22 protein-coding genes are annotated in these 23,538 nt (G+C 41.5%); 14 read left to right on the forward strand and 8 right to left on the reverse strand.

The window, feature by feature from the left end:
* The first annotated feature begins 270 nt into the window (after window positions 1-270).
* The 4 genes from CXF88_RS18735 to CXF88_RS18750 all read left to right on the forward strand — a co-directional run bounded on the left by CXF88_RS18735 (window position 271) and on the right by CXF88_RS18750 (window position 4,894).
* Entirely contained in the window at window positions 271-1,077 is an 807-nt protein-coding gene (locus CXF88_RS18735) for an alpha/beta hydrolase (RefSeq protein WP_101088317.1), read from the forward strand.
* Window positions 1,074-1,997: a sensor domain-containing diguanylate cyclase gene (locus tag CXF88_RS18740; RefSeq protein ID WP_101088318.1), complete on the forward strand. Its 924-nt coding sequence runs from the start codon at window positions 1,074-1,076 to the stop codon at window positions 1,995-1,997. The genes CXF88_RS18735 and CXF88_RS18740 overlap by 4 nt, the downstream gene beginning before the upstream one ends.
* Before the next feature lie 343 nt (window positions 1,998-2,340).
* Window positions 2,341-3,927 carry a YjjI family glycine radical enzyme gene (locus CXF88_RS18745; protein ID WP_101088319.1) on the forward strand — a complete coding sequence of 529 codons (1,587 nt, stop codon included), beginning with the start codon at window positions 2,341-2,343 and terminating at the stop codon, window positions 3,925-3,927.
* Entirely contained in the window at window positions 3,920-4,894 is a 975-nt protein-coding gene (locus tag CXF88_RS18750) for a YjjW family glycine radical enzyme activase (protein ID WP_101088320.1), read from the forward strand. Before CXF88_RS18745 ends, CXF88_RS18750 begins: the two co-directional genes overlap by 8 nt.
* Window positions 4,895-5,078: 184 nt before the next feature.
* Here the strand turns inward: CXF88_RS18750 and CXF88_RS18755 are convergent, their stop codons facing one another.
* Window positions 5,079-5,999, reverse strand: coding sequence for a LysR family transcriptional regulator (locus CXF88_RS18755; protein ID WP_101088321.1), 921 nt, complete (start codon window positions 5,997-5,999; stop codon window positions 5,079-5,081).
* Window positions 6,000-6,507: 508 nt separating this feature from the next.
* On the opposite strand from CXF88_RS18755, the gene CXF88_RS18760 reads away from it, so the two are divergent.
* Genes CXF88_RS18760 through CXF88_RS18775 form a run of 4 tightly spaced genes read left to right on the forward strand, consistent with a single transcriptional unit; the run spans window position 6,508 to window position 9,262 of the window.
* Entirely contained in the window at window positions 6,508-7,149 is a 642-nt protein-coding gene (locus CXF88_RS18760; RefSeq protein WP_101088322.1) for a peroxiredoxin, read from the forward strand.
* 56 nt (window positions 7,150-7,205) lie between these two features.
* On the forward strand, window positions 7,206-8,075 hold the full coding sequence (locus tag CXF88_RS18765) for an MBL fold metallo-hydrolase (RefSeq protein WP_101088323.1): 870 nt from the start codon (window positions 7,206-7,208) through the stop codon (window positions 8,073-8,075).
* Between the two features lie 14 nt (window positions 8,076-8,089).
* Window positions 8,090-8,842 carry a sulfite exporter TauE/SafE family protein gene (locus CXF88_RS18770; protein WP_101088324.1) on the forward strand — a complete coding sequence of 251 codons (753 nt, stop codon included), beginning with the start codon at window positions 8,090-8,092 and terminating at the stop codon, window positions 8,840-8,842.
* 15 nt (window positions 8,843-8,857) lie between these two features.
* Window positions 8,858-9,262: a rhodanese-like domain-containing protein gene (locus CXF88_RS18775; protein ID WP_101088325.1), complete on the forward strand. Its 405-nt coding sequence runs from the start codon at window positions 8,858-8,860 to the stop codon at window positions 9,260-9,262.
* 121 nt (window positions 9,263-9,383) lie between these two features.
* On the opposite strand, the gene CXF88_RS18780 is transcribed toward CXF88_RS18775, so the two are convergent.
* Together CXF88_RS18780 and CXF88_RS18785 are read right to left on the reverse strand one after the other, a co-directional pair.
* Window positions 9,384-10,250: an MBL fold metallo-hydrolase gene (locus tag CXF88_RS18780; protein WP_101088326.1), complete on the reverse strand. Its 867-nt coding sequence runs from the start codon at window positions 10,248-10,250 to the stop codon at window positions 9,384-9,386.
* Window positions 10,251-10,526: 276 nt separating this feature from the next.
* Window positions 10,527-11,171 carry a DUF3365 domain-containing protein gene (locus CXF88_RS18785; RefSeq protein ID WP_242445205.1) on the reverse strand — a complete coding sequence of 215 codons (645 nt, stop codon included), beginning with the start codon at window positions 11,169-11,171 and terminating at the stop codon, window positions 10,527-10,529.
* A 311-nt stretch (window positions 11,172-11,482) separates the two neighbouring features.
* On the opposite strand from CXF88_RS18785, the gene CXF88_RS18790 reads away from it, so the two are divergent.
* Entirely contained in the window at window positions 11,483-12,799 is a 1,317-nt protein-coding gene (locus CXF88_RS18790; protein WP_101088327.1) for a sigma-54-dependent Fis family transcriptional regulator, read from the forward strand.
* A 37-nt stretch (window positions 12,800-12,836) separates the two neighbouring features.
* On the opposite strand, the gene CXF88_RS18795 is transcribed toward CXF88_RS18790, so the two are convergent.
* The 5 genes from CXF88_RS18795 to umuD form a co-directional block, all read right to left on the reverse strand.
* Window positions 12,837-13,406, reverse strand: a complete 570-nt coding sequence (locus tag CXF88_RS18795) for a NifB/NifX family molybdenum-iron cluster-binding protein (protein WP_101088328.1) — start codon at window positions 13,404-13,406, stop codon at window positions 12,837-12,839.
* A 338-nt stretch (window positions 13,407-13,744) separates the two neighbouring features.
* Window positions 13,745-14,179 carry a DUF2057 family protein gene (locus CXF88_RS18800; protein WP_101088329.1) on the reverse strand — a complete coding sequence of 145 codons (435 nt, stop codon included), beginning with the start codon at window positions 14,177-14,179 and terminating at the stop codon, window positions 13,745-13,747.
* A gap of 104 nt (window positions 14,180-14,283) precedes the next feature.
* Entirely contained in the window at window positions 14,284-14,622 is a 339-nt protein-coding gene (locus CXF88_RS18805; protein ID WP_242445206.1) for a hypothetical protein, read from the reverse strand.
* A 165-nt stretch (window positions 14,623-14,787) separates the two neighbouring features.
* On the reverse strand, window positions 14,788-16,044 hold the full coding sequence (locus CXF88_RS18810) for a Y-family DNA polymerase (RefSeq protein WP_101088331.1): 1,257 nt from the start codon (window positions 16,042-16,044) through the stop codon (window positions 14,788-14,790).
* Window positions 16,045-16,050: 6 nt separating this feature from the next.
* Entirely contained in the window at window positions 16,051-16,464 is a 414-nt protein-coding gene (umuD, locus tag CXF88_RS18815; RefSeq protein ID WP_011637424.1) for a translesion error-prone DNA polymerase V autoproteolytic subunit, read from the reverse strand.
* A 349-nt stretch (window positions 16,465-16,813) separates the two neighbouring features.
* On the opposite strand from umuD, the gene CXF88_RS18820 reads away from it, so the two are divergent.
* The 5 genes from CXF88_RS18820 to CXF88_RS18840 all read left to right on the forward strand — a co-directional run bounded on the left by CXF88_RS18820 (window position 16,814) and on the right by CXF88_RS18840 (window position 22,907).
* Entirely contained in the window at window positions 16,814-17,926 is a 1,113-nt protein-coding gene (locus CXF88_RS18820) for an ABC transporter permease (protein WP_101088332.1), read from the forward strand.
* A gap of 2 nt (window positions 17,927-17,928) precedes the next feature.
* Window positions 17,929-18,693, forward strand: coding sequence for an ATP-binding cassette domain-containing protein (locus tag CXF88_RS18825; RefSeq protein ID WP_101088333.1), 765 nt, complete (start codon window positions 17,929-17,931; stop codon window positions 18,691-18,693).
* The gene (locus CXF88_RS18830; protein WP_101088334.1) at window positions 18,690-19,673 is read left to right on the forward strand and encodes an MlaD family protein; all 984 of its coding nucleotides are present in this window, start codon (window positions 18,690-18,692) and stop codon (window positions 19,671-19,673) included. The genes CXF88_RS18825 and CXF88_RS18830 overlap by 4 nt, the downstream gene beginning before the upstream one ends.
* Before the next feature lie 4 nt (window positions 19,674-19,677).
* Window positions 19,678-20,277, forward strand: a complete 600-nt coding sequence (locus tag CXF88_RS18835; RefSeq protein ID WP_101088335.1) for a PqiC family protein — start codon at window positions 19,678-19,680, stop codon at window positions 20,275-20,277.
* Between the two features lie 560 nt (window positions 20,278-20,837).
* On the forward strand, window positions 20,838-22,907 hold the full coding sequence (locus CXF88_RS18840) for a M13 family metallopeptidase (protein WP_101088336.1): 2,070 nt from the start codon (window positions 20,838-20,840) through the stop codon (window positions 22,905-22,907).
* The last annotated feature ends 631 nt before the right edge of the window (window positions 22,908-23,538 follow it).

A 23,538-nucleotide genomic window follows, 5' to 3' on the forward strand; every position in this document is an offset into this window, starting at 1 on the left:
GTGTATACTTCAACCGTGACGTTAACATTCTTGTAACTAATGGGATTCAATCAGGTTTGCCTACATAAGATATTATGTTCTCTTGGTTGTGATTCATAACGAGCTGGTTAATAATTTATGTTTACCTAAAAAACTATGATCAGGCGATTAAAAAGTTCATTTTGATTTTCATAGTGTTGGTATTTTACTTTTACCCGTTAAACTTCTACTGTTTAGCCAATAAATCCAGCAGGTAGTCATCATTGGTCACCTGGTAAAAATGGAAAAATCATGTCTCATTCAAATGCTGTTCTTGTTAGAAATAATGTTAAATTAATCGGTAATGGTAGCAAAACCTTAGTTCTCGCACATGGGTTTGGTTGCGATCAAAATATGTGGCGTTTTGTAACCCCTGAACTGATGAAGCATTTTACTATTGTGCTATTTGATTATGTTGGTTCAGGTGCTTCTGATATCTCTCAATACAGTAGAAAACGTTATGGTCAACTTGAAGGATATGCAGAAGACATCATCGAAGTATGTGACGCTTTGCACTTAACTGACGCTATTTTCATAGGGCATTCCGTGAGCGGTATTATTGGTGCGATTGCTGCAATTCAAAAACCTGAGCTATTTTCTAAGCTGGTAATGGTATGTCCTTCACCCTGTTTTTTAAATTTTCCTCCTGAATATTTTGGCGGTTTCGATAAAGAAGACTTACTCGAATTGTTAAATCTAATGGACAAAAATTATATTGGCTGGGCTAATTATTTAGCTCCGTTAGTAATGGGAACAACCAATTCTGATGAGCTAATTGGTGAATTATCAGGCAGTTTTTGTTCTACCGACCCGGTTATTGCGAAGAACTTTGCTGAAGCGACTTTTTTATCTGATTATCGTTATCTACTAAAAGAGATTAAACAACCGTGTTTAATTTTACAAAGTGAAAATGATGCCCTGGCAGCAACATCTGTTGGTGAGTTTATTGCGAGCGAAATACCCCATAGCGAACTTAACATTATCGCTGCTCATGGTCATTGCTTGCATATGACTCATCCTGAAGAAATTTTAAAATCGATAATGAAATTCGCAAAATGATCACGACAAAAAATAGTAAAATCGAAAGTAATAAAACATTTGAGCACTCCCCAGATAGTTTCCAGTGTGGTGCGTTAGTCACCAATGCAGCCAACATTATTATTTATGTAAACTCATACTTTACCGACGAACTATTGTGGAATCCAGAGCAACTGATAGGCAAAAATGCGGATATTATCTTTACCCAATCTTCCCGCATATTTTTTCAAAGTTATTTAATTCCAACACTTTTACACGAACAAATTTGTGAAGAAATGCAGTTGATTATTTTTAATGCTGACGGGCTACGAATTCCGATAACAGTGAATGCTCGTTTAAGCGATGACGGCTGTATTTATTGGAGTTTTTTCAATGCCTCCAAGAGAGACCAACTTTATGATGAGTTAATAAAAACAAGAAAAAAACTTGAAGAGCAAGCTGAAAAATTAAAATTGCTTGCATCAACTGACGAGTTAACGCAGCTATTAAATAGAAGAGAAATGAAATATCGTTGTACGTTAGCGCTTGAACAGGCTGCTAGATCTCATCAATCTGTTAGTTTATTAGTGTTAGATGTCGATCATTTTAAAATTATTAATGACAGTTTTGGTCATTTAGAGGGTGATCGAGTACTGAAAGAACTCGGGCATATTTTGAAGGGCTTTTGTCGACAAACCGATCTTGTCTCTCGCTTTGGCGGCGAAGAATTTTTGATATTGCTACCAGACTCCAACAAAAGTGATACTTTATTATTTTGTAACCGGCTCCAAGATAGCATCACGCAAATTAAAGTGGGTGACGGCGTGCTAACCGTCAGTATTGGGGTCAGTATTTGTGATGATAAAACACTGTTTACAGATTTATTTACTCAAGCGGATAAGGCTATGTATAAAGCCAAAGCACTTGGAAGAAATAGAACTGAAGTTTATTGTTTGGATTAAGCCTGTTAGTTTTGCTACAAAGCCAGTAACACCCTACTTAAAAAGCGTTCGTTACACTACCCCAACAATTTCAAGTTTGCCCGCTCAGCGCCCAGCAACGTAATAACTTAGTAATGTAATAATCTAATAACGTTCCTCTTTATCGATTACGATTTTTCTGCCACTCTTTGTTTATAAGGGTCATTACTCACTAGTCAATATGTTCTGTCATTTGGGATGTGATCTTCATCATCGGATTTCGATTTTATCAATGCCAACGTCGGCTATTTTCACTGTTTAAACATCCTGCCTTTGAGTAGATTAGTTGTTATCAAGCATTAGTCTATAAGAAGTGAGTTTCACCATGACATTACAAGATAACATTGAGAAAATTGAGAAAATTGAGAAAATTGTCACCCACCCTCACCTTTCTCCTAAGCAAAAATCCAACTATTTAGCATTAGAAGCTGAAAACAGTCTGCCTTATGTGGCGGTGTCTGAACGGATAAATAATGCCATGAAACAAGGTATTATCTGCGATATGTTTGAAGGTCATGCGCCATTCAAACCGCGTTATGTGTTGCCAGATTATGCCAAATACCTGCAGCAAGGATCTGAGTATTTGGAGCTGTCGCCCGCCGAAGACTTTGATGACGCCTTAAATGCATTAACCATTCTTTATTTTCATGTGCCATCGGTGACCAATATCCCAGTTTACTTAGGCCAATTAGATGCGTTATTAATGCCTTTTACCAAAGGGCTTGATGCTGAAGCTATCTATCTCAAACTCAAGCGGTTTTGGATATTACTCGACCGCACGTTACCCGATGCATTTATGCATGTGAATATTGGCCCAACTGATAACATTATTTGCCGAACCATTTTGCGTATAGATGCAGAATTACAACAAATTGCCCCCAACCTAACCTTCATGTATGACCCTGCCGTAACGCCAGATGATTTATTATTTCAGGCCACCAGCAATATTTGTCAATGCGGTAAACCTCACATTGCCAACTATCCGCTACATGCCGACGCCTTCGATACTCGTGGTTTTGGGATTGTCAGTTGTTATAACGCATTACCGTTAGCTGGCGGCGCCAATACCTTGGTGCGGGTTAACCTCAAAGAAGTCGCTCTAAACGCTAACAGTATTGATGATTTTTTTGCCCAAACTCTGCCATATTACAGCCAACTAGCATTCGAGCTTATTGAAGCGCGTTCGGCATTTTTACACCAACAATCTCATTTCTTTGACAGTTTTTTAGTTAAGGAACAGTTGATCGATGAATCTCGTTTTGCACCTATGTTCGGTATTTATGGTATGGCTGAAGCGGTCAATATTTTACAAGCCTTATTACCTAGTGCTGCTGAGGTTTCAACTACCAACGTCGCAAGTAAACCCAATACAGGCTACGGCCATAACCTTGATGCTAATGAACTTGGACTCAGAATATCTGCAGCTTTAGACAACATAGTAAAGTCGACCCCGGTCACTTACGGTTATAACGGTCGCGCGTTATTGCATTCTCAAAGTGGCATTAGTTTGGATAAAAATGTCACCCCTGGCGTGCGTATTCCCTATGGCTCAGAACCAGACCCTATTAGTCATATTCAAGCACTAGCTAAACATCATCAATATTATACTGCCGGAATCAGCGATATTCTAACCATAGATGAAACCGTTAAAGCGAATCCTCAAGCGATGTTCCAACTCTGTAAAGGCGCCCTTAGTTCAGGTTTTAGAGAGTTTAGTGCCAATGTTGCTAATAACGATTTAGTCCGTGTTACTGGTTATATGGTTAAACGCTCGGACATTGAAACTTTTAAGCAATGCGGTTCACGCACCAACACCACAGGGTTAGCTGCTGAAGCCGCAATCAATACGGGGATACTTCAACGCCAAGCTCGGGTAATTGCTCACGAACAAGCTCCTTTTATTCATGAGTAAACATGCCGTTGTCAGTCAAATATTGCCATTTTCCTGTGTCGACGGGCCTGGCAGTCGTTTGGTGATATTTTTGCAAGGCTGCAACTATCAATGCAAAAATTGTCATAATCCTCACACCATCAGTTTGTGTGATGCTTGTGGTGACTGCATTGATAGTTGCCCTGAACAGGCACTTAGTCTTATTCATTCACAAGCTATGCCGTTACCCCAAATGCGGTCACAAGAAATGTGGTTACACGGAACTCTAATACCAGTTAATCATTCGCCAAGTAGTTCTCCATGTAGTTCTCCAAGTAAGCCCCATATTGTCTGGGACAGCACCAAATGCAGCCAATGCGATACTTGCCTTGCGGTATGCCCTAGACAATCGACGCCTAAAACGTCTCATTACACCGTTGAACAAATGCTAGAGGTTATCTACGGACAACGTCATTTTATCAATGGCATTACACTCAGTGGCGGCGAAGCGAGCTTACAATTGCCTTTTATTATTGAGCTTTTTAGTGCGATAAAGTCCTCAGAACATTTATCGCATCTAAGTTGTATGCTCGACACCAATGGCAGCTTGAGCTCAACAGGTTGGCATAAGCTACTGCCATTTTTAGATGGCGCAATGGTTGATTTAAAAGCATGGCAACAAGATACCCATCATTACATCACAGGGCGTGATAACCAGCCGGTATTTACGTCAATCGAGTTACTGACTCAGCACAATAAATTGTATGAAGTAAGACTGTTACACATTCCCGGCATCACGGATTATGAGCATGATGTTGACGCCCTGGGCGGGTATTTATCCAACCTCCCCACAGAGACTCGGGTGAAGTTAAATGCGTTTCATCATCATGGTGTTAAAGGCATAGGCTCTACATGGCCACAATGTACTCAAGCGGATATAGCACGTTTAGCAAATCAACTTACTCAGCGAGGAGTAACCAATATCGTCTTACCGTCGCTGTATATCTAATCGCTATATATCTAATCGCTATATTTAGCACCTATATTTAGCGTCTATAGGTAAGTTCTACATGTCACATCTATAGGTAACTGAGGTTGAATAAATGGCTAACACGGCTTTGCTGCAACTTAATACCAAATCAATTCATTGATAAAGTACCATTTAATCAATACTTAAAATCGTATTGATGCGCTTAACGACTGCACAGCAATATTTGTTCATACAGCCAACGATGAGCAGGATCGTTCATACTTTGCCGATGCCACACAAGGCTATAAGCAACTTTGCCATAATCGATCGGTAACGGTTTAATCAGTAATCCTTGGGCTTGCTTGGCTATTGAGGCCCAGTGGCGCGAACAGGTAAATAGCAGTTCACTGTGATGGCACATTAACGCTGCGCTGCCAAAGTCAGGTACCGAAATCGGTATCGCCCGTTTTTTAGATTGTTGTGCCAGTAAAATATCAAAAAATGGTGTGCTCAAATCAGTATCTGTTATGCCGATGTGGCTGAAATTTAAGTAGTCATCAAGGCTAATAGTCTGCTGTGACGCCAGTGGATGGCTAGCACTCATTAGGCAGACCATTTCATCGTTGATTAAGGTTTCCCAGACTAAGTCTTCATCGACATTGGTTGGTTGGCTTAAGTCATGTGGCAAAAGAATAAAATCCAACGAGCCTTTTACTAAGCCGTCAAAGCCGATGTTGTCTTTATTGTAAATATCGATACGGATATTGGGCGCCAGGTTGAGAATATGAGCCGTTAATGTGGCGGCTAACAACTCAAATGTGCTTTCGCGCATCGCCAGTGAAAAGCTACCTTGATAATGTTGTGGCTTGAACACATCCTGGTTCATGATCTGATTCATATCATTAATCATCTGCTTCACACTTGGGCCTAGTCGTCGTGCTAATGCAGTGGCGATGAGTGAATTGCCATGACGATAGAATAATTCATCATGCAAACTTTCTCTTAGCTGACTTAAGGTTTTACTCACCGACGATGGGCTTAGACATAACCGTTCAGCACAGGCTGTGACACTGAGGGTATCAAGCATCACATGCAAAGTGATCAAGTGTTTCATACTGATACGTGAAAGCTTGGCCAATTCCATTTACGAATTACTCTTTATAAGTCATGTATTTGTTTACGAAAATATAAACCTAAATGATATTACGGTATAGGCTTCACAAGCATAATCAAGACCCGCTTCACATTGCTATCGGTTAAATAAATGTTTATTCCGCTATCAGCTCTATTTCTAATCCATATAATGCGGCTTTATGCACAGACTTGTTAATTACTCACTTCAGAAACCTTACTGCTAACACCAGTATCGCTTGATCGGTTGTGCTATTGCGACAATTAACGTGGTCATTTTTGTCTTTTGTGCCATTTATGACACGAGTTAAACACAACTTATTGTGTGGCTAATGTAAAAATCATCTAACAACTAATCACATCTAAATTTTTAATTAATAAAATCAGATACTTATTTTTATTTATGTTATTTATTATCATCTAACCGATATTGGCCTAGCAATTGCTATTACTAAGTATGTTTGCAATCTACTTTACAGATTAGAGTTGCATTAACTTAACCATTTTTTTGGAGTAATAACATGACTGATTCTATTGTTTCTTTTCCGCAATTAAACCGACCCGCTCCGGCCTTTAATACCAAGACAACACATGGCATGCGCTCACTTACTGACTATAAAGGTAAGTGGCTAGTGTTGTTCTCCCATCCTGCGGATTTTACCCCTGTGTGTACGACTGAGTTTATTGGGTTTGCTCAACGTGCAGAAGAATTTGCCAAGCTTAATACTGAGTTACTCGGTTTATCCATCGACAGTGTTCATTCCCATATCGCTTGGGTACGTAACATTGAAGAAAACTTTGGCGTTGAAATAACCTTCCCGATTATTTCCGACTTATCAATGGAAGTGGCTAAAGCCTACGGCATGATCCAACCCGGTGCGAGTGACACAGCTGCCGTTCGCGCAACCTTTATTATCGATCCCGAAGGTGTATTGCGTGCCATGGTGTATTACCCAATGAGTAATGGTCGTTCTATAGATGAATTTGTTCGATTAGTAAAAGCACTGCAAACCAGTGATGCCAATGGCGTTGCTACCCCAGAAAACTGGCAACCTGGCGATGACGTTATTGTGCCACCACCAGCAACAACTGCTGACGCTAAAGCACGATTATCCCAGGGTTATGATTATGTAGATTGGTATTTTAGTAAGAAGTCGCTTTAACCCGTGGCAAGCACTGGGACGCTTAGTCCCTGTGCACTATTTAACAGGAGCTTGTGATGATTTCAACCTTTAGTGTCCATGAATTTTTAGATGAAGACAGTGAAACATTCACTTATGTTGTTGCTGATAATACCACATCGTTTGCTGTCATTATTGACCCGGTTTTAGACTTTGATTATAAATCAGGTCGAACAGGCACACGAAATGCTAATCGGGTTTTACATTGGATTGAACGCCAAGCGTTAACCGTCAAATGGATACTTGAAACCCATGCTCATGCCGATCATTTATCTGCTGCCAGTTATTTACGTGACCAAATTGGTGGCCAAATGGGTATTGGCGAGCACATCACCGAAGTCCAGCAGACTTTTAAAAAGGTATTTAACCTAGACGCTAGCTTTTTGCCTAACGGCAGTCAATTTGACCATCTATTTAAACATAATGAGCTGTTACAAGTCGGTAATATGACCATTCGTGTTATGCACACACCGGGTCACACTCCGGCTGATCTTGCTTACATTGTGAATGATCAAGCCGCCTTTGTTGGAGACACCATTTTTATGCCTGATGTGGGTACCGCCAGATGTGATTTCCCCGGTGGGGATGCCAATACTTTGTACGATTCCATTCAGGCATTATTTACTCTCCCAGATACAACAGATATCTACGTGTGTCATGACTACCCTACTGAGGGGCGCGGGCATCAATTTAAAACTCAAGTCATCCAACAGAAACAACACAATATTCATGTGAATGACACTATGACCAAATCTGCTTTTGTGACGCTTCGTCAACAACGAGACGCCACATTGCCGATGCCTAGGCTGATATTGCCATCGATTCAAATCAATATTCGCGCAGGCCAAATGCCTGCACCTGAAGACAACGGCACTGTGTATTTAAAAATCCCGATTAACCAGCTTTAAACTTAAGAGTAACCATGATGATACAAGCAATCATTGGCGCATTATTAATTGGTTTAGTGCTGAGTGTATTAGGGTCTGGTGGCTCCATCCTTACTGTTCCGGTGTTGCTTTACCTTATTGGAATGCAACCCCAATTAGCTATCGCTTCGTCATTGTGCATTGTGGGTGCTATCAGTTTAATCAGCAGCATAGGCTTTATTAAGCATAAAAAAGTCTCTTGGCCTCATGTGTTTTTATTTGGTTTACCTGGCATGGTAGGCACCTATTTAGGCGCATGGCTCAGCAGCTTCTTTAACAGTGACATACAACTTACTGTGTTTGTCATTTTGATGCTCATTGGCGCGGTGATGATGTGGCGAAATCAATCTAGCCGCTACCAAGCTGGCAAACTAAATATCGCTAAAATCTTGTCGCAAGGATTAGCGGTTGGGGTTGTCACCGGTTTTGTGGGTGTGGGTGGTGGCTTCTTAATTGTACCTGCACTGGTGTTACTTGGCGGCATTGAAATGTCGTTGGCCATTGGTACCAGCTTACTGATTATTTCAATGAACTCACTGGTCGGTTTTGCTAAATATTACTCATTACTTTCAAGTAAAGGGTTTGAGTTCGATGGGTCGATTATTGCCATCATGATTGCAGGCGGACTTGTCGGCAGTATTGCCGGCCAATGGATAAATCAATATTTACCCAAAGCGATTTTACAAAAAATATTTGCCGTGTTTTTAGTGCTAATGGCGCTATTCATTTTAACTAAATCCATTATTTAACATCACGAGGTACACATGAAAACTGCCCAGGAATACATAAGTGAGATTAAAACCCACATTATTGAAGTGAGTACCCAAGAATTACTGACGGCAATGCTTAACCCTGATGTGATCATCATCGATGTTCGTGAGCATGATGAGTTTACGACGGGCCATATAGAAGGTGCGGTGAATTTTCCACGTGGAGTATTAGAGATGAAAATACATGAGCATCCTTTAGTGAGTCATCACTGCGAGTGGGTATTGGCGTTAAATGAACTAGCTGACAAAGACATATACCTTATTTGTCGAACCGGTGGCCGTTCTGCACTGGCGGCAGCATCATTACAGGATATGGGGTTTAGCAAACCTCTGTCTGTTGCCGGTGGCATGATGCAATGGCAACAAGATGGCTTTCCATTGGTGCCTCATAAAATATAAATTACGCAAACATGAGCCAACATTATGTGGTTCATGGCTTATTTTTTAGTGATGGGAGATGCTGTTAATGGCTAACCGTGCTAATGGTTGATTGTGCTAATGGTTGATTGTGTATTCATTTTTAGAGCCGATTTAGCGGTATTTTAAGGTAGTAGTTACCCTTACAGTCAGCTAATGGCATGTTACCCGCACGAATATTCATTTGTATGGCGGCTAATAATAGTTGCTGTATGTCAGGGCCAATATGGCGTTGTTGATGCCGTTTAATAAACTCTGCTAGGGTGACATTCCCCCCTACCACACTGTTATAGCGTTTTTGGGCAATCACCGATGTTTCTAACCCATTATCTGTACGTTTCTGTGCATGTGGATCATGGCCAACAAACACCCTAGTGCAATTAGATAATGCCAATATTCGCTGAATTGAATGGTACAAGGTTATTGCGCTGCTATTGGGGAAGTCAGTATTAACGGTACCTAACTCCGGCGTTGACAAGGTGTCGCCTACAAACACAACATCTTCAATGAGATAACTGACGCAGGTTGGTGTATGACCCGGTGTATGCATAATGTGAATATCTAAATGACCCAGTTTAATGAGTTCTTCATCCACAAATAATTGTTCAAATTGTTCGCCATTACATTTAAAACTATCATCAAGATTCAGTAATCGCTTAAAGGTATGTTGAACTTTGGTGATGTGCTCGCCAATTCCGGTCATCCCTCCGCGTTTTTTCTTGATATAACAGGCCGCAGAAATATGGTCGCTATGGGCATGGGTTTCTAAAATCCATTCAACTTCCAATCCATGTTCATCGATATGCTCAATGATGCTATCAGCAAAACTCGTGCTTATGGTGCCAGACGCCATGTCAAAATCTAAAACAGGATCAATAATCGCACATTGACGGGTAGCAATATCGGTCACCACATACGTAAGAGTATGGCTAGCTTGATGATAAAAAGGATCGATTCGAATTCTACTCATGACACATTAACTCCCAACACAATACACTGGTATTTGTCAGATAAAGCCTCAGATTAATATTGGTAATATTCTCAACATCATTGAGTCAATGACTGAGGAGGGTTAATCACTACAGCATGATGTTAAATTAAACTATCAATGTAAACTGCGGATTAAGTCGCAACAAACAGCGAATTAATAAGCATTATTTGATTTAAGATCCGAAGAATAAGGCTTAATGATAAAGCCCTATTCCCGTGGTAGTTTGTTAATTACTTTTTCGACTTTGGCTTTCGACTATTGCTTAGCAGTAACCGATGGAGTAGATTTTTTGATATCCTTTTTCAGTGAAAATGCGCCACGAATATCACCAAGGGCAAAGTTAACCGCTTTATCATCTGGATAGGTTTTGCTCAGCAATGCACTCATTTCCGGTTCAATATTACTGCCATGGCAACCTAAACATAATTGTTGCGCTGGTATGGCCTTCATATAACGAAACTGAGTGTTGCCATCATTGACGATAAACTCACTCGCCACGATTGGCTTATCTGCAGGTTGTTGTCCTGAGGCATTCACCAGCTCAAATTGTTGTAATTGCGATAACTCCCATTCATCTGGCGTATTGTCTGAATTACGTACACGTAAACTGGTTCGAGTCAGTGTCCAGCCATCTTTCGAGTTTTCAGCGGCAATGGCAGGTGCAACCGATTTACACACCGACACCGCATTGATTAAGCCACCTTGTTTAATTGCGGCCTGTAACTGACCTTTTAACGCTTGGCTAAAATCGGCAATGCGTTGGTTGGCCTGTTGTTCAAGTACCTGCTGTTGCGTTAGTGATTCAGCATGGCAAAGGCTGCTCATGCTAGCAATCACTAATAACGCACTGATGTTACGTGCATTTAAAACCGTTTTTTTGTGCTTTGATGTTAATTTCATTATTTGTCATCCTCGTCTTCAAGTCGGGTCATTCCCATTAACTTCAGGGCATAATTTTCGTACATGGGTTCACTACTGCTAGGGCACCGTTCGGTCGTAAGCGATATAACACAATCAATACAAAGCTTGTGCCATATCACACTAGTTAGGTTTAATCGCTTAAAATCATTAGCTTAAACATTATTGAAATTGACAGGATGCCCATGCTAGGTTGTTGAGTGACAAATATGACATCGTAATGACATTTATCGTGCTATTAATGTCATTATAAAGGTTGGCCGATTAATATGAATCGCAAGCGAGAGTAATCAATGAATAACACCACCGTTGTACAATCTATGATAAACGCTATTGATAAACCGGCGATTTTTATTACTCCCGATTATGTGATCCATGCGGTTAATCAAGCCTATATCGAAACCTATGATGACGACGTTATTTTAGGCCAAAGTAAATGCCATCAAATCTCTCATAATAGTGACCAACCTTGCGATAAACACGGTGAGGAATGCCCGTTATTACAATGCCAGAGTACTAACCGAGCTGCCAGTGCCGTGCATATTCACAGCACGGTGCAAGGTAAGTCTTACTGCGACATTTTAATGAAACCTATAAAAGATAATAGTGGCATGGTATTGGGGTATCTAGAGATTTTAGATGCCATAGATTACGCATCGACAGAATCAAAAAAAGGCACCATGATCGGTCAGTCTGCGCCATTTAAGCAGATGCTCAACAGGATTAATCGAGCCTCTCAATCCAATATCGCGGTTCTGTTACAAGGTGAAACTGGTTCAGGCAAAGAGTTAGTTGCTAAAGCGGTACATCAGGCCAGCAACCGAAATGATAAACCGTTTGTGGTGATTGAATGCACTGGGCTAAGTGAAAATCTGTTCGAAAGTGAATTATTTGGCTATGAAAAAGGTGCATTTACAGGGGCGACAAGCAGCAAAAAAGGCTTGATTGAAATAGCGCACGGTGGAACGGTGTTTTTTGATGAAATTGGTGATGTACCGATGAACATGCAAGTAAAGTTACTTAGGTTACTTGAAACCCAGTGTTATCGTGCCGTCGGCGGATTAAAACAGAAACGTTCTGACTTTAGGCTAGTCAGTGCCAGCCATAAGAATTTACTCGATTTGGTTGAAAAAGGTGAATTTAGGCGCGACCTGTATTACCGCATTGCAGGATTTCCGATTTACTTACCGTCGTTACGTGAGCGTTATGATGACATTCCGACGCTGGTGAATCACTTTATAAAATATTCTGATTACAAACATAAAAAGTTTTCGATCAATGCATTAACTCTTTTGGGTCGTTATGCATTTCCGGGAAATATTCGCGAATTGAAAAATATTATTGAGCAATCGGCACTTATCGCCAATGAGGATGTTATACACAGCAGTGATTTACCTGAAAGCGTTCAACCTAGCCACACATCTAAGGATGAAACAATTGCCGTAAAACTTAACACCGAACTGATGACGTTAGATGACATGGAATGTGCGTACCTTTCGCAGGTATGTGAGCAATATGCAGGATCGCCAGCCGAATTAGCGATAACGCTTAATATTAGTGTGCGTACCTTATATCGAAAATTACAACGCTATGGTTTAAAGCTTAACTAGCCACCACAGCGCTGTGATAAAACACCCCAAGCGATCATTAATGAGCAATTAGTGAATGTTTTTTATTGCAGCAACGTTTCATTGTTGTGGTTTCATTCGCCAATTCAGATTTAGACTCGCAGCAACGTATATGTGTCCCCGAGTCAGATTGGTTATGGCAGTCTTCTTCACCATGAGCGTGTTGATGATCATGGTCATGGTTATGGTTATGCTCATGGTTACAGCAACCACCAGTGGCTTTCTTAGCAATATTATTGATGGATGGTCGCCCCTGACTTGCCTCGGTAAATGGCTCACAGTCCGCTAAATGACTACTGGCAAAATACTCTATTGCAGTACGACCATTTTTTGCGTGAAATACACTCAATTGTTGACTTAATAACTTAGATAAAAGCTGTTGGCCAATGTTACGCACGATGACGCGATCCGCTCCATTTGCCAGTATCATACTGACTAATTGTTGCTTACCCTCACATCCTTCTGTTAATGCTGGGTTGGCAAAGCGCCCTTTTACTTGGCCTTGCTCATCAATGAATAGCATCTCATCGGCACGGCTAAAGTGGTTGGCAATATGTTGGTCTTTCATAGGTATGGCAGTAATCATCATGTCTCCTCATGTGCATTTTTAACAAATCGATTAAACGCAGTTGTTCCAACTTGGTTTATCGACATGCCACTGGGCTTAAAACAGCTTTTGCCGAGAGCGTCCTAGAATCTTCGTTTATTTTTGGAGGCTTGGCATTATCTGCTTAAATTAATCGAATAATAGTAATTGGCATATGCAATATATACGCTTATTAATGGCATATGCCAATAATAATTTCGATTCTGGTTTGAGTTTTGTGACGCGTGACATTATTTATGATGACAAGTATTTTACCTGTCATAAGGCGTGCGAGGATGTAGATAACGATAGAGCGCTATGTAAGCGCCCTATCAATTTTACTATTGTTGCATCATTTGACTGTGTTGTTTCATGATAATAGCCATTAACTCTTCGTGATTAACTAATTTGACGTCTTCACCTTTTACGCTGGCGCGGTCTAAGGTTATCACCGGTGATGCAATAAATTTCTTTGCATTGGTTGAAGAGAAAATCTCTTTGCTACGCACTTGAATATCTTCATCTTTGGTTAGATGTAGACTCCAGTATAACGCATCGGACTTAATAAAATTCGTATCATCTGCTCCTGATGAAAACACATCATAAAACTGTAATTCTATTAAATGTTGACCAGGAGACACCTCCATTTGAGTTTTATTTGATGCCGATTTGCCATCGACCGCAGTAAAGATTAAATAGTCAGGTAATGAGATAGTGGCAGCCATTGCTGCTGAGCTGGCTAAAGATAATAGTGTGATCGCAATGAATTTTTTCATAATAAACTCCGTTAACTTTTTGATGCTTATAGTTTTTTGATGCTTATAGTTGAAGCAACAAAAATCTTTATAAATTAATGTGGGTAACTAATAAACATAAAGAATTAAGCTATCGGAGGCGGATTTTGGCTTACTAGAATAGTGGGTGTTGATGTCCATAAATGCGAACTCACTTTGGCACTCGTTAGTAGAGCATCGGTGAGGTTTGTTGCTGATAACAAAAATGCATTCGCGACCGCATGACAATGGCTAATGCATTGACTCATATCGTTTAAGCAACAGTCATCGTTAGTGTCGCAGTCACTTTGCATCATCGTTGATTGATGCATACTACTCGACTGCATGTCTGACATGGCCATTTCATTAGACATAGCAAAACTTGGAACAAGTAATTGTCCAAGTAGTGAAATTATCATTGCTATGTTTAACAGCGTATTTCGCATTATGTAGGCCATATGATGAGTACGATTCAACATTAACAATTTAATTAGAGTGATAATCAGAGCTGAATCACATTTTAAGGTTTAGCCATAGTTGAATGCCCCAACCTTGCATGTGTTATGGCAGAGCAATACCACTGTTATAATAAACCTTAGTAATATAAAACCTTAGCATTTAATGCTGGGTAAGCATTTCCATTGGGTTGAATATTGAGGTGTGAGTAAATCACGGCGCATGGCCCATTTTTGTTCTATTCCTTGTGCTGCCAGAAACACTGTATCGCGGCCATATCGTTGGTTGATGCCGTCAAGCGTATCCATCAAGGCATAATTGACCTTAGCGGTATTAAATAAATCAAATTGAAAATGTTTCTCGCTGGCTAAATCAACCAGGCCTACACCAATTTTGTAATAACGAACACCATTGCTAAATAATCTCGGGGCGGCGTCTGTCATGGCTTTGGTGAGTTCAATGGTGCAATTGGTTGGACACGGAAAATGTACGATAACTCTATAACTCACAGGCCGCTCGTCGTGGGGCGAATTACTGGCAAATAACAACATGGTTTTGCAATGTGAGCCTTGTTGACGAGCTTTACTTGCTGCGATGCCAACATGTTTACTCAATGCCTGTAATAGCGATTCAAAATCGCAAATACGTTCACCCACACTACGAGTGGAAAAAATTTGTTTTTTATCTGCCCTAGCCTCATCCCATTGTTTACACACTTCGCCGTTAAGTTCTCGCACGGTGCGTTCAATTTGAATACTAAATTGTTTTCTGGCTAGACTCGGTGGCATAGAGGCGAGATCGTATGCGCTGCGAATATTCATCAATTCAAGCTTTTTACTGATGCGCCTGCCAATCCCCCACACCTCTTTAACGGCAAGCTGGCGTAAAATGTCATTACATTGCTGCGCAGTGTCGATAACGCACACTCCTTTGTATCCCGGGATTTTTTTAGCGGCGTGATTGGCTATTTTAGCTAAGGTTAACGTTTGCCCCATGCCCACACAAACCGCCAGGCGGGCTTCTTTCCAAACGGCGCGACGAATTAACTGACCCTGGGTATGTAGGCATTTGATTGCGGGATAACAATGTTTAAAAGACAGAAAGCTTTCATCGATGGAGTACACATGTTGCTCTGGCGCAAAACGGCCTATTATTGCCATCATCTTTGCCGATAAATCGGCATACAATTCATAATTAGATGAACACACAATGACATTGCGCTGAATGCATAATGCTTTAGCTTGAAAGTAAGGCAAAAACTTCTCAATACCCGCCTCTTTTGCTTGCCGATTAGCCGCGACAATACAGCCATCGTTATTGCTCAATACAATAATCGGTCTGCCGCGCCAGTCAGGACGAAAAACCTGTTCTGCACTACAATAAAAAGCATTGGCATCGACTAAGGCAAACATTGTTACCTAACCTTTTTTGCTGATAAGCAGTGGGCTTTGACGATGACAACGAATTGAGCGAATAACCACACCTTCAATACTAAAGTCATCATAGTCGCAGATGGTCACAGGTAAATGTTGCTCATTAGACGACATCAGCATTCGCCGATGCATGTCGAGAATTTTACACACAAACTCACCATTAAAATTAGCCACTATCACGTCGCCATTTCTAGCCGTTTCATGACGATCGACAATCAATAAGTCACCATCATATATTCCCACACCTTGCATCGACTCACCTTGGGCTAAGCCGATAAAAGTGGAACTTGGATGCTGGATTAATATCTCATCAAGGCTGAGGCCTAATTGAAGGTACTCAGCGGCAGGAGATTCAAAACCGGTAATGCCGGCACTGGCTGCAATGGGAATAACGCGCATATGACAATCTCTAATATATATACTGTATAAAAACACAGTATATATTAGCGTTAAATTTTGTCAGCGCAAGTTTATTTGCTTTAAACCGCGACAAGCGGCAGTTATGTTCAATCGTTAACGCCGTTTTTATTGCCTCTGCACAACAACATCGGTCCATAACTAATGCTTCTTCAATGTAGCAAAGCGTCAATACATCAAAGTGATAGCTTCATTATTGATGAAATAATATGTCCAAGGTCAAAATATAATCAACGAGCTTGGTCTACACTGATAACAGGATCAAAAATCAAGCTAACCTATTTATTAAACAAACGAATAGACTTATTTCATATTGGCTCGGGGGTCTAGCATGACACTCGCAACATTCCATATCGACATGCACGATGATAACTGCTTACTGAACCTTGCTGGTGATTGGCAATTAGGCCAAGCACCGCTAGGCGCAGATATTTGTGCTGAGCTGCCATCTAATTGCCAATCTGTCACTTTAATCACCACAGAGTTGTCTCATTGGGATTCAAGCCTCGCCATTGCCTTATTACAATTATCTCGCTGGTGTGAGCAACATAAACTATCACTAGACACTCAACAAACACCTCAAGGGTTGCAGCAACTACTGCTGCTCGCTACCGATGTTGCGGTTTATCAACCCACTAATGAGGGTGCCCTAGGCGGGCTATGGCCGACCTTACGTCGAGGATTGATTAACCAAGGCTTACAAGTACACGATGGATTAGTATTTGTCGGTAACTGCACTTTGGCACTCGGGCGTTGGTTGGTTGGCAGAGCAAGAACTCGCCGGAGTGATATCGTTTTTTTTATCGAACAAGCTGGGCCTAAAGGGCTTGCGATTGTCACCTTAATTAGTCTGCTAGTGGGAATGATTTTGGCTTATTTAGGCTCGGTACAGCTGCGTCAATTAGGCGCCCAGGTATATGTGGCTAATTTAGTGGCTATCGGAATGGTGCGTGAAATGGGTGCCTTAATGACAGGCGTTATTATGGCTGGCCGAACTGGAGCCGCTTATGCTGCGCAATTAGGCACCATGCAAGTTAATGAAGAAATTGATGCGCTGCGAGTGATGGGCATTCCCACTATGGAGTTTCTGGTTTTACCGCGGTTATTAGCATTAATTTTTATTATGCCGCTAATGTGTATTTATTCGGATGTAATAGGCATGATTGGCGGTGCGTTAGTTGCTAACGGCATGGGCGTGAGTTATACCCAATATATTTTGCAAACCCAGGTTGCGATTGATTGGGTAGATATTTCCACTGGTTTAATAAAGAGTTTAATTTTTGGGTTTTTAATTGCGATTGCGGGTTGTCAGGCAGGACTGCTTTGCGGACGTGACTCGAATGCCGTTGGTTTAGCGACGACCCACGCAGTGGTTAAGGCCATTGTTTTTTTGGTTGTCTCCGATGCAGCGCTTAATATCTTATACGATAAATTAGGGATCTAACCATGGTTGATGATGCCTTTATCAGTGTACGTAATCTATCAGTCGGCTACGGCAGTACCGAGGTGCAAAAAAAACTCAACTTCGACATTAACAAGAATGATATCTTTTTTGTCATTGGCGGCAGTGGTTGTGGCAAAACAACCTTGCTCAAATCGATGGTGGGATTACTCACGCCACTACAAGGCGAAGTACTCTATCAAGGCAAAAACTTTTATCAAGCAGATGAACCCGAGCAGGTAGCAATGCTCAAAAATTGGGGGATTACCTTCCAAACAGGCGCATTGTTTTCGAGCATGTCGCTTGGCGAAAATGTGGCTTTACCCCTGCAGCTCTATACCGACCTTTCGGAGCGACAAATTGCAGAAGCCGTTGCCTATAAGCTAGCATTAGTTGGCTTAGCGGGCTTCGAGAAGTTTTACCCTGCCGAGTTAAGTGGCGGTATGCACAAACGCGCAGGATTAGCGCGGGCGCTGGCATTAGACCCTCAATTGTTATTTTTTGATGAACCCTCTGCGGGTTTAGACCCTATTAGCTCGATGCGTTTAGATCAATTGATCGTGCAAATATGCCAGGCGCTAGACTCTACCGTGATCATCGTGTCCCACGAGCTGCCCAGCATATTGTCAATCGGCACTCGCTGTGTGTTTTTGGATAATGAAACCAATACTATGCTCGATTGTGGTGACCCACGAGAATTAAAAATACACAGTAGCCAGCCTAGGGTTCGTCAATTTCTCAATCGCACCGAAAAATCGGAGATATCATGAGTAAAAGCCAACGACTTCCGCTTGCGATTGGTGCCTTTATTTTTGGCGCTATTATCTTAGTGTTTATTGCATTACTGTTCTTTTCTGGGGGGCGTATATTTGCAGAGAAAGCCCCTGTAGTGATGTTTTTCAACAGTTCAGTGCAAGGGTTACAGGTCGGCGCACCGGTAAAATTAAAAGGGGTCATAATAGGTGAAATAAGCGATATCAGTATCGATTTCCCTAACGACAGTAGCCAGGGTGTCACGGCTGCAGTTCATGCCGACTTATTGTTGAAACGTATCAATATTAAGGGGATCCAAGTAGGTGAAGAGTTTTTTTCACATGCCATCGATAACGGCTTACGCGCCCAGCTGAATTATCTGAGTTTACTCACCGGACTGCTATATGTTGAACTGGATTTCTTTCCCAACACCTCGCCGTTATTCCATGGCGAAAAAGACCAATTATTAGAATTGCCGACCATCGCGACTGATTTCGAATCGTTGTCCAAAGATCTGCAATCGTTAAACTTAAAAAGTTTAGTCAACAATGTCGACAATTTAGCCCAGCAGCTCAGTGACATTGCTGCCAGCGGAAAAATACAGCAAGCATTGGATAATTTTGATCATGCTGCCATCGCAGTTAAAAATACCGCGGTTAATTTGGACAGCACTCAGGCAGCGTTAGGTAAAAATGGGCTTGAAGTACTGTTAAAACTCGATAATTTACTGGTGCAATTAAATAATGATGAACCCAAGCTCGTTGAGTCGCTGAACCATAGTTTAACTGAATTACGCAATACACTATTAAGCATGAATCAGCTTGCAAACCAAGCAGGTAACACACTCGACCAAAACTCGCCCTTGTTGATAGAACTCACCAGTACCTTGGAAGAAATCCGCCGCACAGCTCGATCATTACGTAGCTTGACTGAAACCTTAGATGAACAACCTGAGGCCATCATACGCGGTAAAAAAGCCCTACCTTTAGGAGAATAATGTCATGGGGAAATATGGAGTTTGGACCATTAACTGGGGGATCGGTTTACTGCTATTGAGTTTAGTGAGTGGCTGCCAAAGCTCTCCCGAAAAACAGTACTTTGTGTTAACTGCAATACCCAACCAAATAGTGTCGGGCAGTACTGCGTTAGAGTATGACATTGGTATAGGGCCAATTGACGTCGCCGAATACTTACATTTTACACAGCTGATGTATCAACTTGACGATGGTAACCTGCAACGATTTGCCAATAGTTATTGGGCTGAACCGCTTGAACAAGGAATCAGCCGGGTCATGAGTATCAATCTCAGCCAAAGCGATAACCGTCGTAACCTAGTGTTATTTCCTTGGCAAGCAGACAACAGCCCCCTGTACAGCATTAAAATCAAGGTTATTTCCCTCAACCGAGATGGCAATAATGCCAGACTCAATGCCAACTGGGAGCTAACAAACAATCCATTAAACCAAACATTGGCAAAACAAAATTTTATCGCGGTCACTAATGCAGGTTCGACGGCAGCGGAGTTGGTCAGCGCGTACAGCAACTTATTGGCTCAGTTGGCAAAGGAAATTGATAAATCATTACCACAACATTCAGATTAAACACTCCAGCCTACTGTCAGCATTCTCGCGTCAGAGTTGTCGCGTCAGAGTTGTCGCGTCAGAGTTGTCGCGTCAGCGATGTTGTGTAAGCTTTGTTGTGTAAGCTTTGTTGTATGAGCGGTGGTGTGAGCGGTGGAGTAAATCATAAATCTAACTATTAAGCTGTTTTACAGCGTATTGAGTAAACAAACTCAAACAATAACGCTATCTATAGCACTACTTATAGCACTATCAATACTGATGCCAACCCCAAGAAAATACCAACCCAACACAGTTAGGTGGCTTAAGCACTGGCAGCGTTAATATTACAAAGCCTAACTCACTTTTATCCCAAGTTTAGGTTAATTATGCTGATGATAATCAACTGCTCTTATCTGTGCCTCTCAAATAAACAATACAGCCAATAAACATCAAACCAGCACATATTCAGCCACGCATTTCATTGCTTAACTTAGCGTTAGTTAAATTTGCTAACAATTCGAACATTGACATTTTTTGTCAGTCTTTCAATATGGCTAGGCAAATAATTCTGTAAAAATAGACCAAGGAACACGATAACAATGAATAAATCCTTAATTGCGATTGGATTAACCACAGCACTATTAAGTGGTTGCGGCGTATCTGATACAAATAACACTAAGCTTGCAGCCGTGACCTCACCGGCCCCCGCTAAAGCAGAGTTAGGTACTTTTGGTGTGGATTTAGCTGCACGAAATGAAGCCGTTAAACCTGGCGATGACTTTTTTATGTATTCAAGTGGCACTTGGTACGACAACTTTGTCATGCCTGCCGACAAAACTCGTTATGGCGCATTTAATGCCTTAGCTGAGCGCAGTGAAAATCAAGTGAAAGCAATTATCGACGATATTGCCAGCCGCAGCGACTTAACTGCCGAAGAACAATTAATTGCTGATTTTTATCATGCCTATATGGATACCGACACCATTAATAAACTAGGTATCACACCAATTAAAGCCACCTTAGATCAAATTACTGCGATTAGCTCAACTCAAGATTTAACCAAAGTATTCGGTGAAGCATGGCTTACTGGTGCATCGTCCCCTATTTGGGGTGGAATGTGGTTTAACCGTATAGATCCCAATCAATATGAAATGACCATCGGTGCTGGTGGTTTAGGCCTGCCCGATCGCTCGTATTACCTCGAAGACAGTGAGCGTTTCGTTAAAATTCGTAAAGCTTATGTTGAGCATATCGCTGCAATGCTGGCTTTTGCTGGTATAAACGACGGTGCAAAACGTGCCGAGGCAATTCTTGCCCTTGAAACAAAAATAGCACAGGCACAATGGCCTAGAGAAAAACGCCGTGACCGTGATTTAACCTTAAACCAACTCAAACGTGAAGAATTGGTTAAGCAATATCCTGGATTTGATTGGGATATCTATTTCGCACAGAGTGGTTACCAAGTACCACAACTCAACATATCTGAACCTGAACCGGTTAAGGCTATGATTGGCTTAATTAACCAACAACCGCTCACTGTGTGGCAAGACTATTTAACATTCCACACCATTAGTAATAATGCAGGGTTATTGTCTGAAGACATTTTTAATACCAATTTTGCTTTTTTTGGCAAAGAACTCACTGGTCAAGAGCAACCTCGTCCACGCTGGAAACGTGCAGTTGAAGAAATGTCTGGCACTCAGTCTCTAGGTTTCGCTATTGGTAAAGTCTATGTGTCGCGTTATTTCCCTGAGTCGTCTAAACAAAAAATGGCCGAGTTAGTTAAGAACCTGCGCACAGCATTAGGCCAACGCATTGATGGTTTAGATTGGATGGGCGACGAAACTAAAGTGAATGCCCATGCTAAGTTAGCGGCATTTAACCCTAAAATTGGTTACCCTGATGTGTGGCAACAGTTTGATGGCTTAACCCTCACTAAAAATGATTTAATGGGTGATATTAAGAATCTGCGCAAATATTTCCAAGCCGATAGCGTAGCGAAAGAACTGCAAAAAACGGATCGTAATCGTTGGGGTATGACACCGCAAACGGTCAATGCCTATTACAACAGCTCGTTTAATGAAATTGTGTTCCCTGCGGCAATTTTACAACCGCCATTTTTCGATCCAAACGCAGATGCAGCAGTTAACTATGGCAGTATCGGTGCCGTAATTGGTCACGAAATGGGCCATGGTTTTGATGATCAAGGTTCTAAATCAGACGCCAATGGCGTTCAGCGTAACTGGTGGACAGATGAAGATCGTGCCGCTTTTGATGCTAAAGCCGATAAGCTCGCTGCGCAATACAACCAATATGAACCAATCCCTGAAAACTTTGTTAACGGACGTAACAGTCTCGGAGAAAACATTGGCGATGTGGGCGGTTTATCAATGGCATACCATGCTTACAAATTAAGCTTGAATGGTAAAGAAGCCCCGGTGATAGATGGCGTTACTGGCGATCAACGTTTCTTTTTAGCTTGGGCTCAAGTGTGGAAAGAAAAACGTACCGAGCAAAGTATGTTAACTCAGTTACGTGCCGGCACTCATGCACCAGGTCGTTACCGTGCCCTCGCCCCGCGTAACCACGATGCTTGGTATAAAGCCTTTGATGTTAAACCAGGTGATAAGTTGTACTTGCCTGAAGATCAGCGCGTACGTATTTGGTAATTTAGTGCATAAATAGCTGCAATAACGTGCCGCGATAGCAACAAGCAGCCGACATAAAAATGCCCGTCAGTTAACTGACGGGCATTTTTGTATCACTATCTATGCCAATTCCTAAAATAATATCAGCAAGCTTATGGTTAATAGCAGAGGCGAGTGAAGACCTAGACAAACATTCGGATTGATTAATCAGCTACTGGTAATATCGTTTGAACACTTTTCAAGTCGGTTAACAATTTTCTCTTGATAAGCTTTTACCGTAGAGAAACTGTGTATTTTCATAAATAAGTCCGAAGCAGTTTCTTTAGATACACAGGCCGTCCATGGTCTGCTAACGTATTCTTTTATAAAGAGTCTTCAACGGCCTCAAGTTCAGAGTTGAATTTATCAATTTTCAAGTAAGGCATCTAACTCATTTAAGGACATTTACAAGCTAAGGCATCTACTCATATATGAACAGATGATTGCTAACAGCCTTCTTGTCGCCCCAACCTTCACGTCATCCCGGTAATGCTTTTGAGCCGGGATCCAGGTGTTTTTTTGTTTTGTATTTATGGCCTTTATGTATTTATGGCCTGCGGCCACTAACGTCGTGGCGCGTCGCCCACACCAGACTAACATCGCAAGGTTCCAC

The sequence above is a fragment of the Shewanella sp. ALD9 genome, assembly GCF_002836315.1.
In the GTDB taxonomy this organism is placed as follows: Bacteria; Pseudomonadota; Gammaproteobacteria; order Enterobacterales; family Shewanellaceae; genus Shewanella.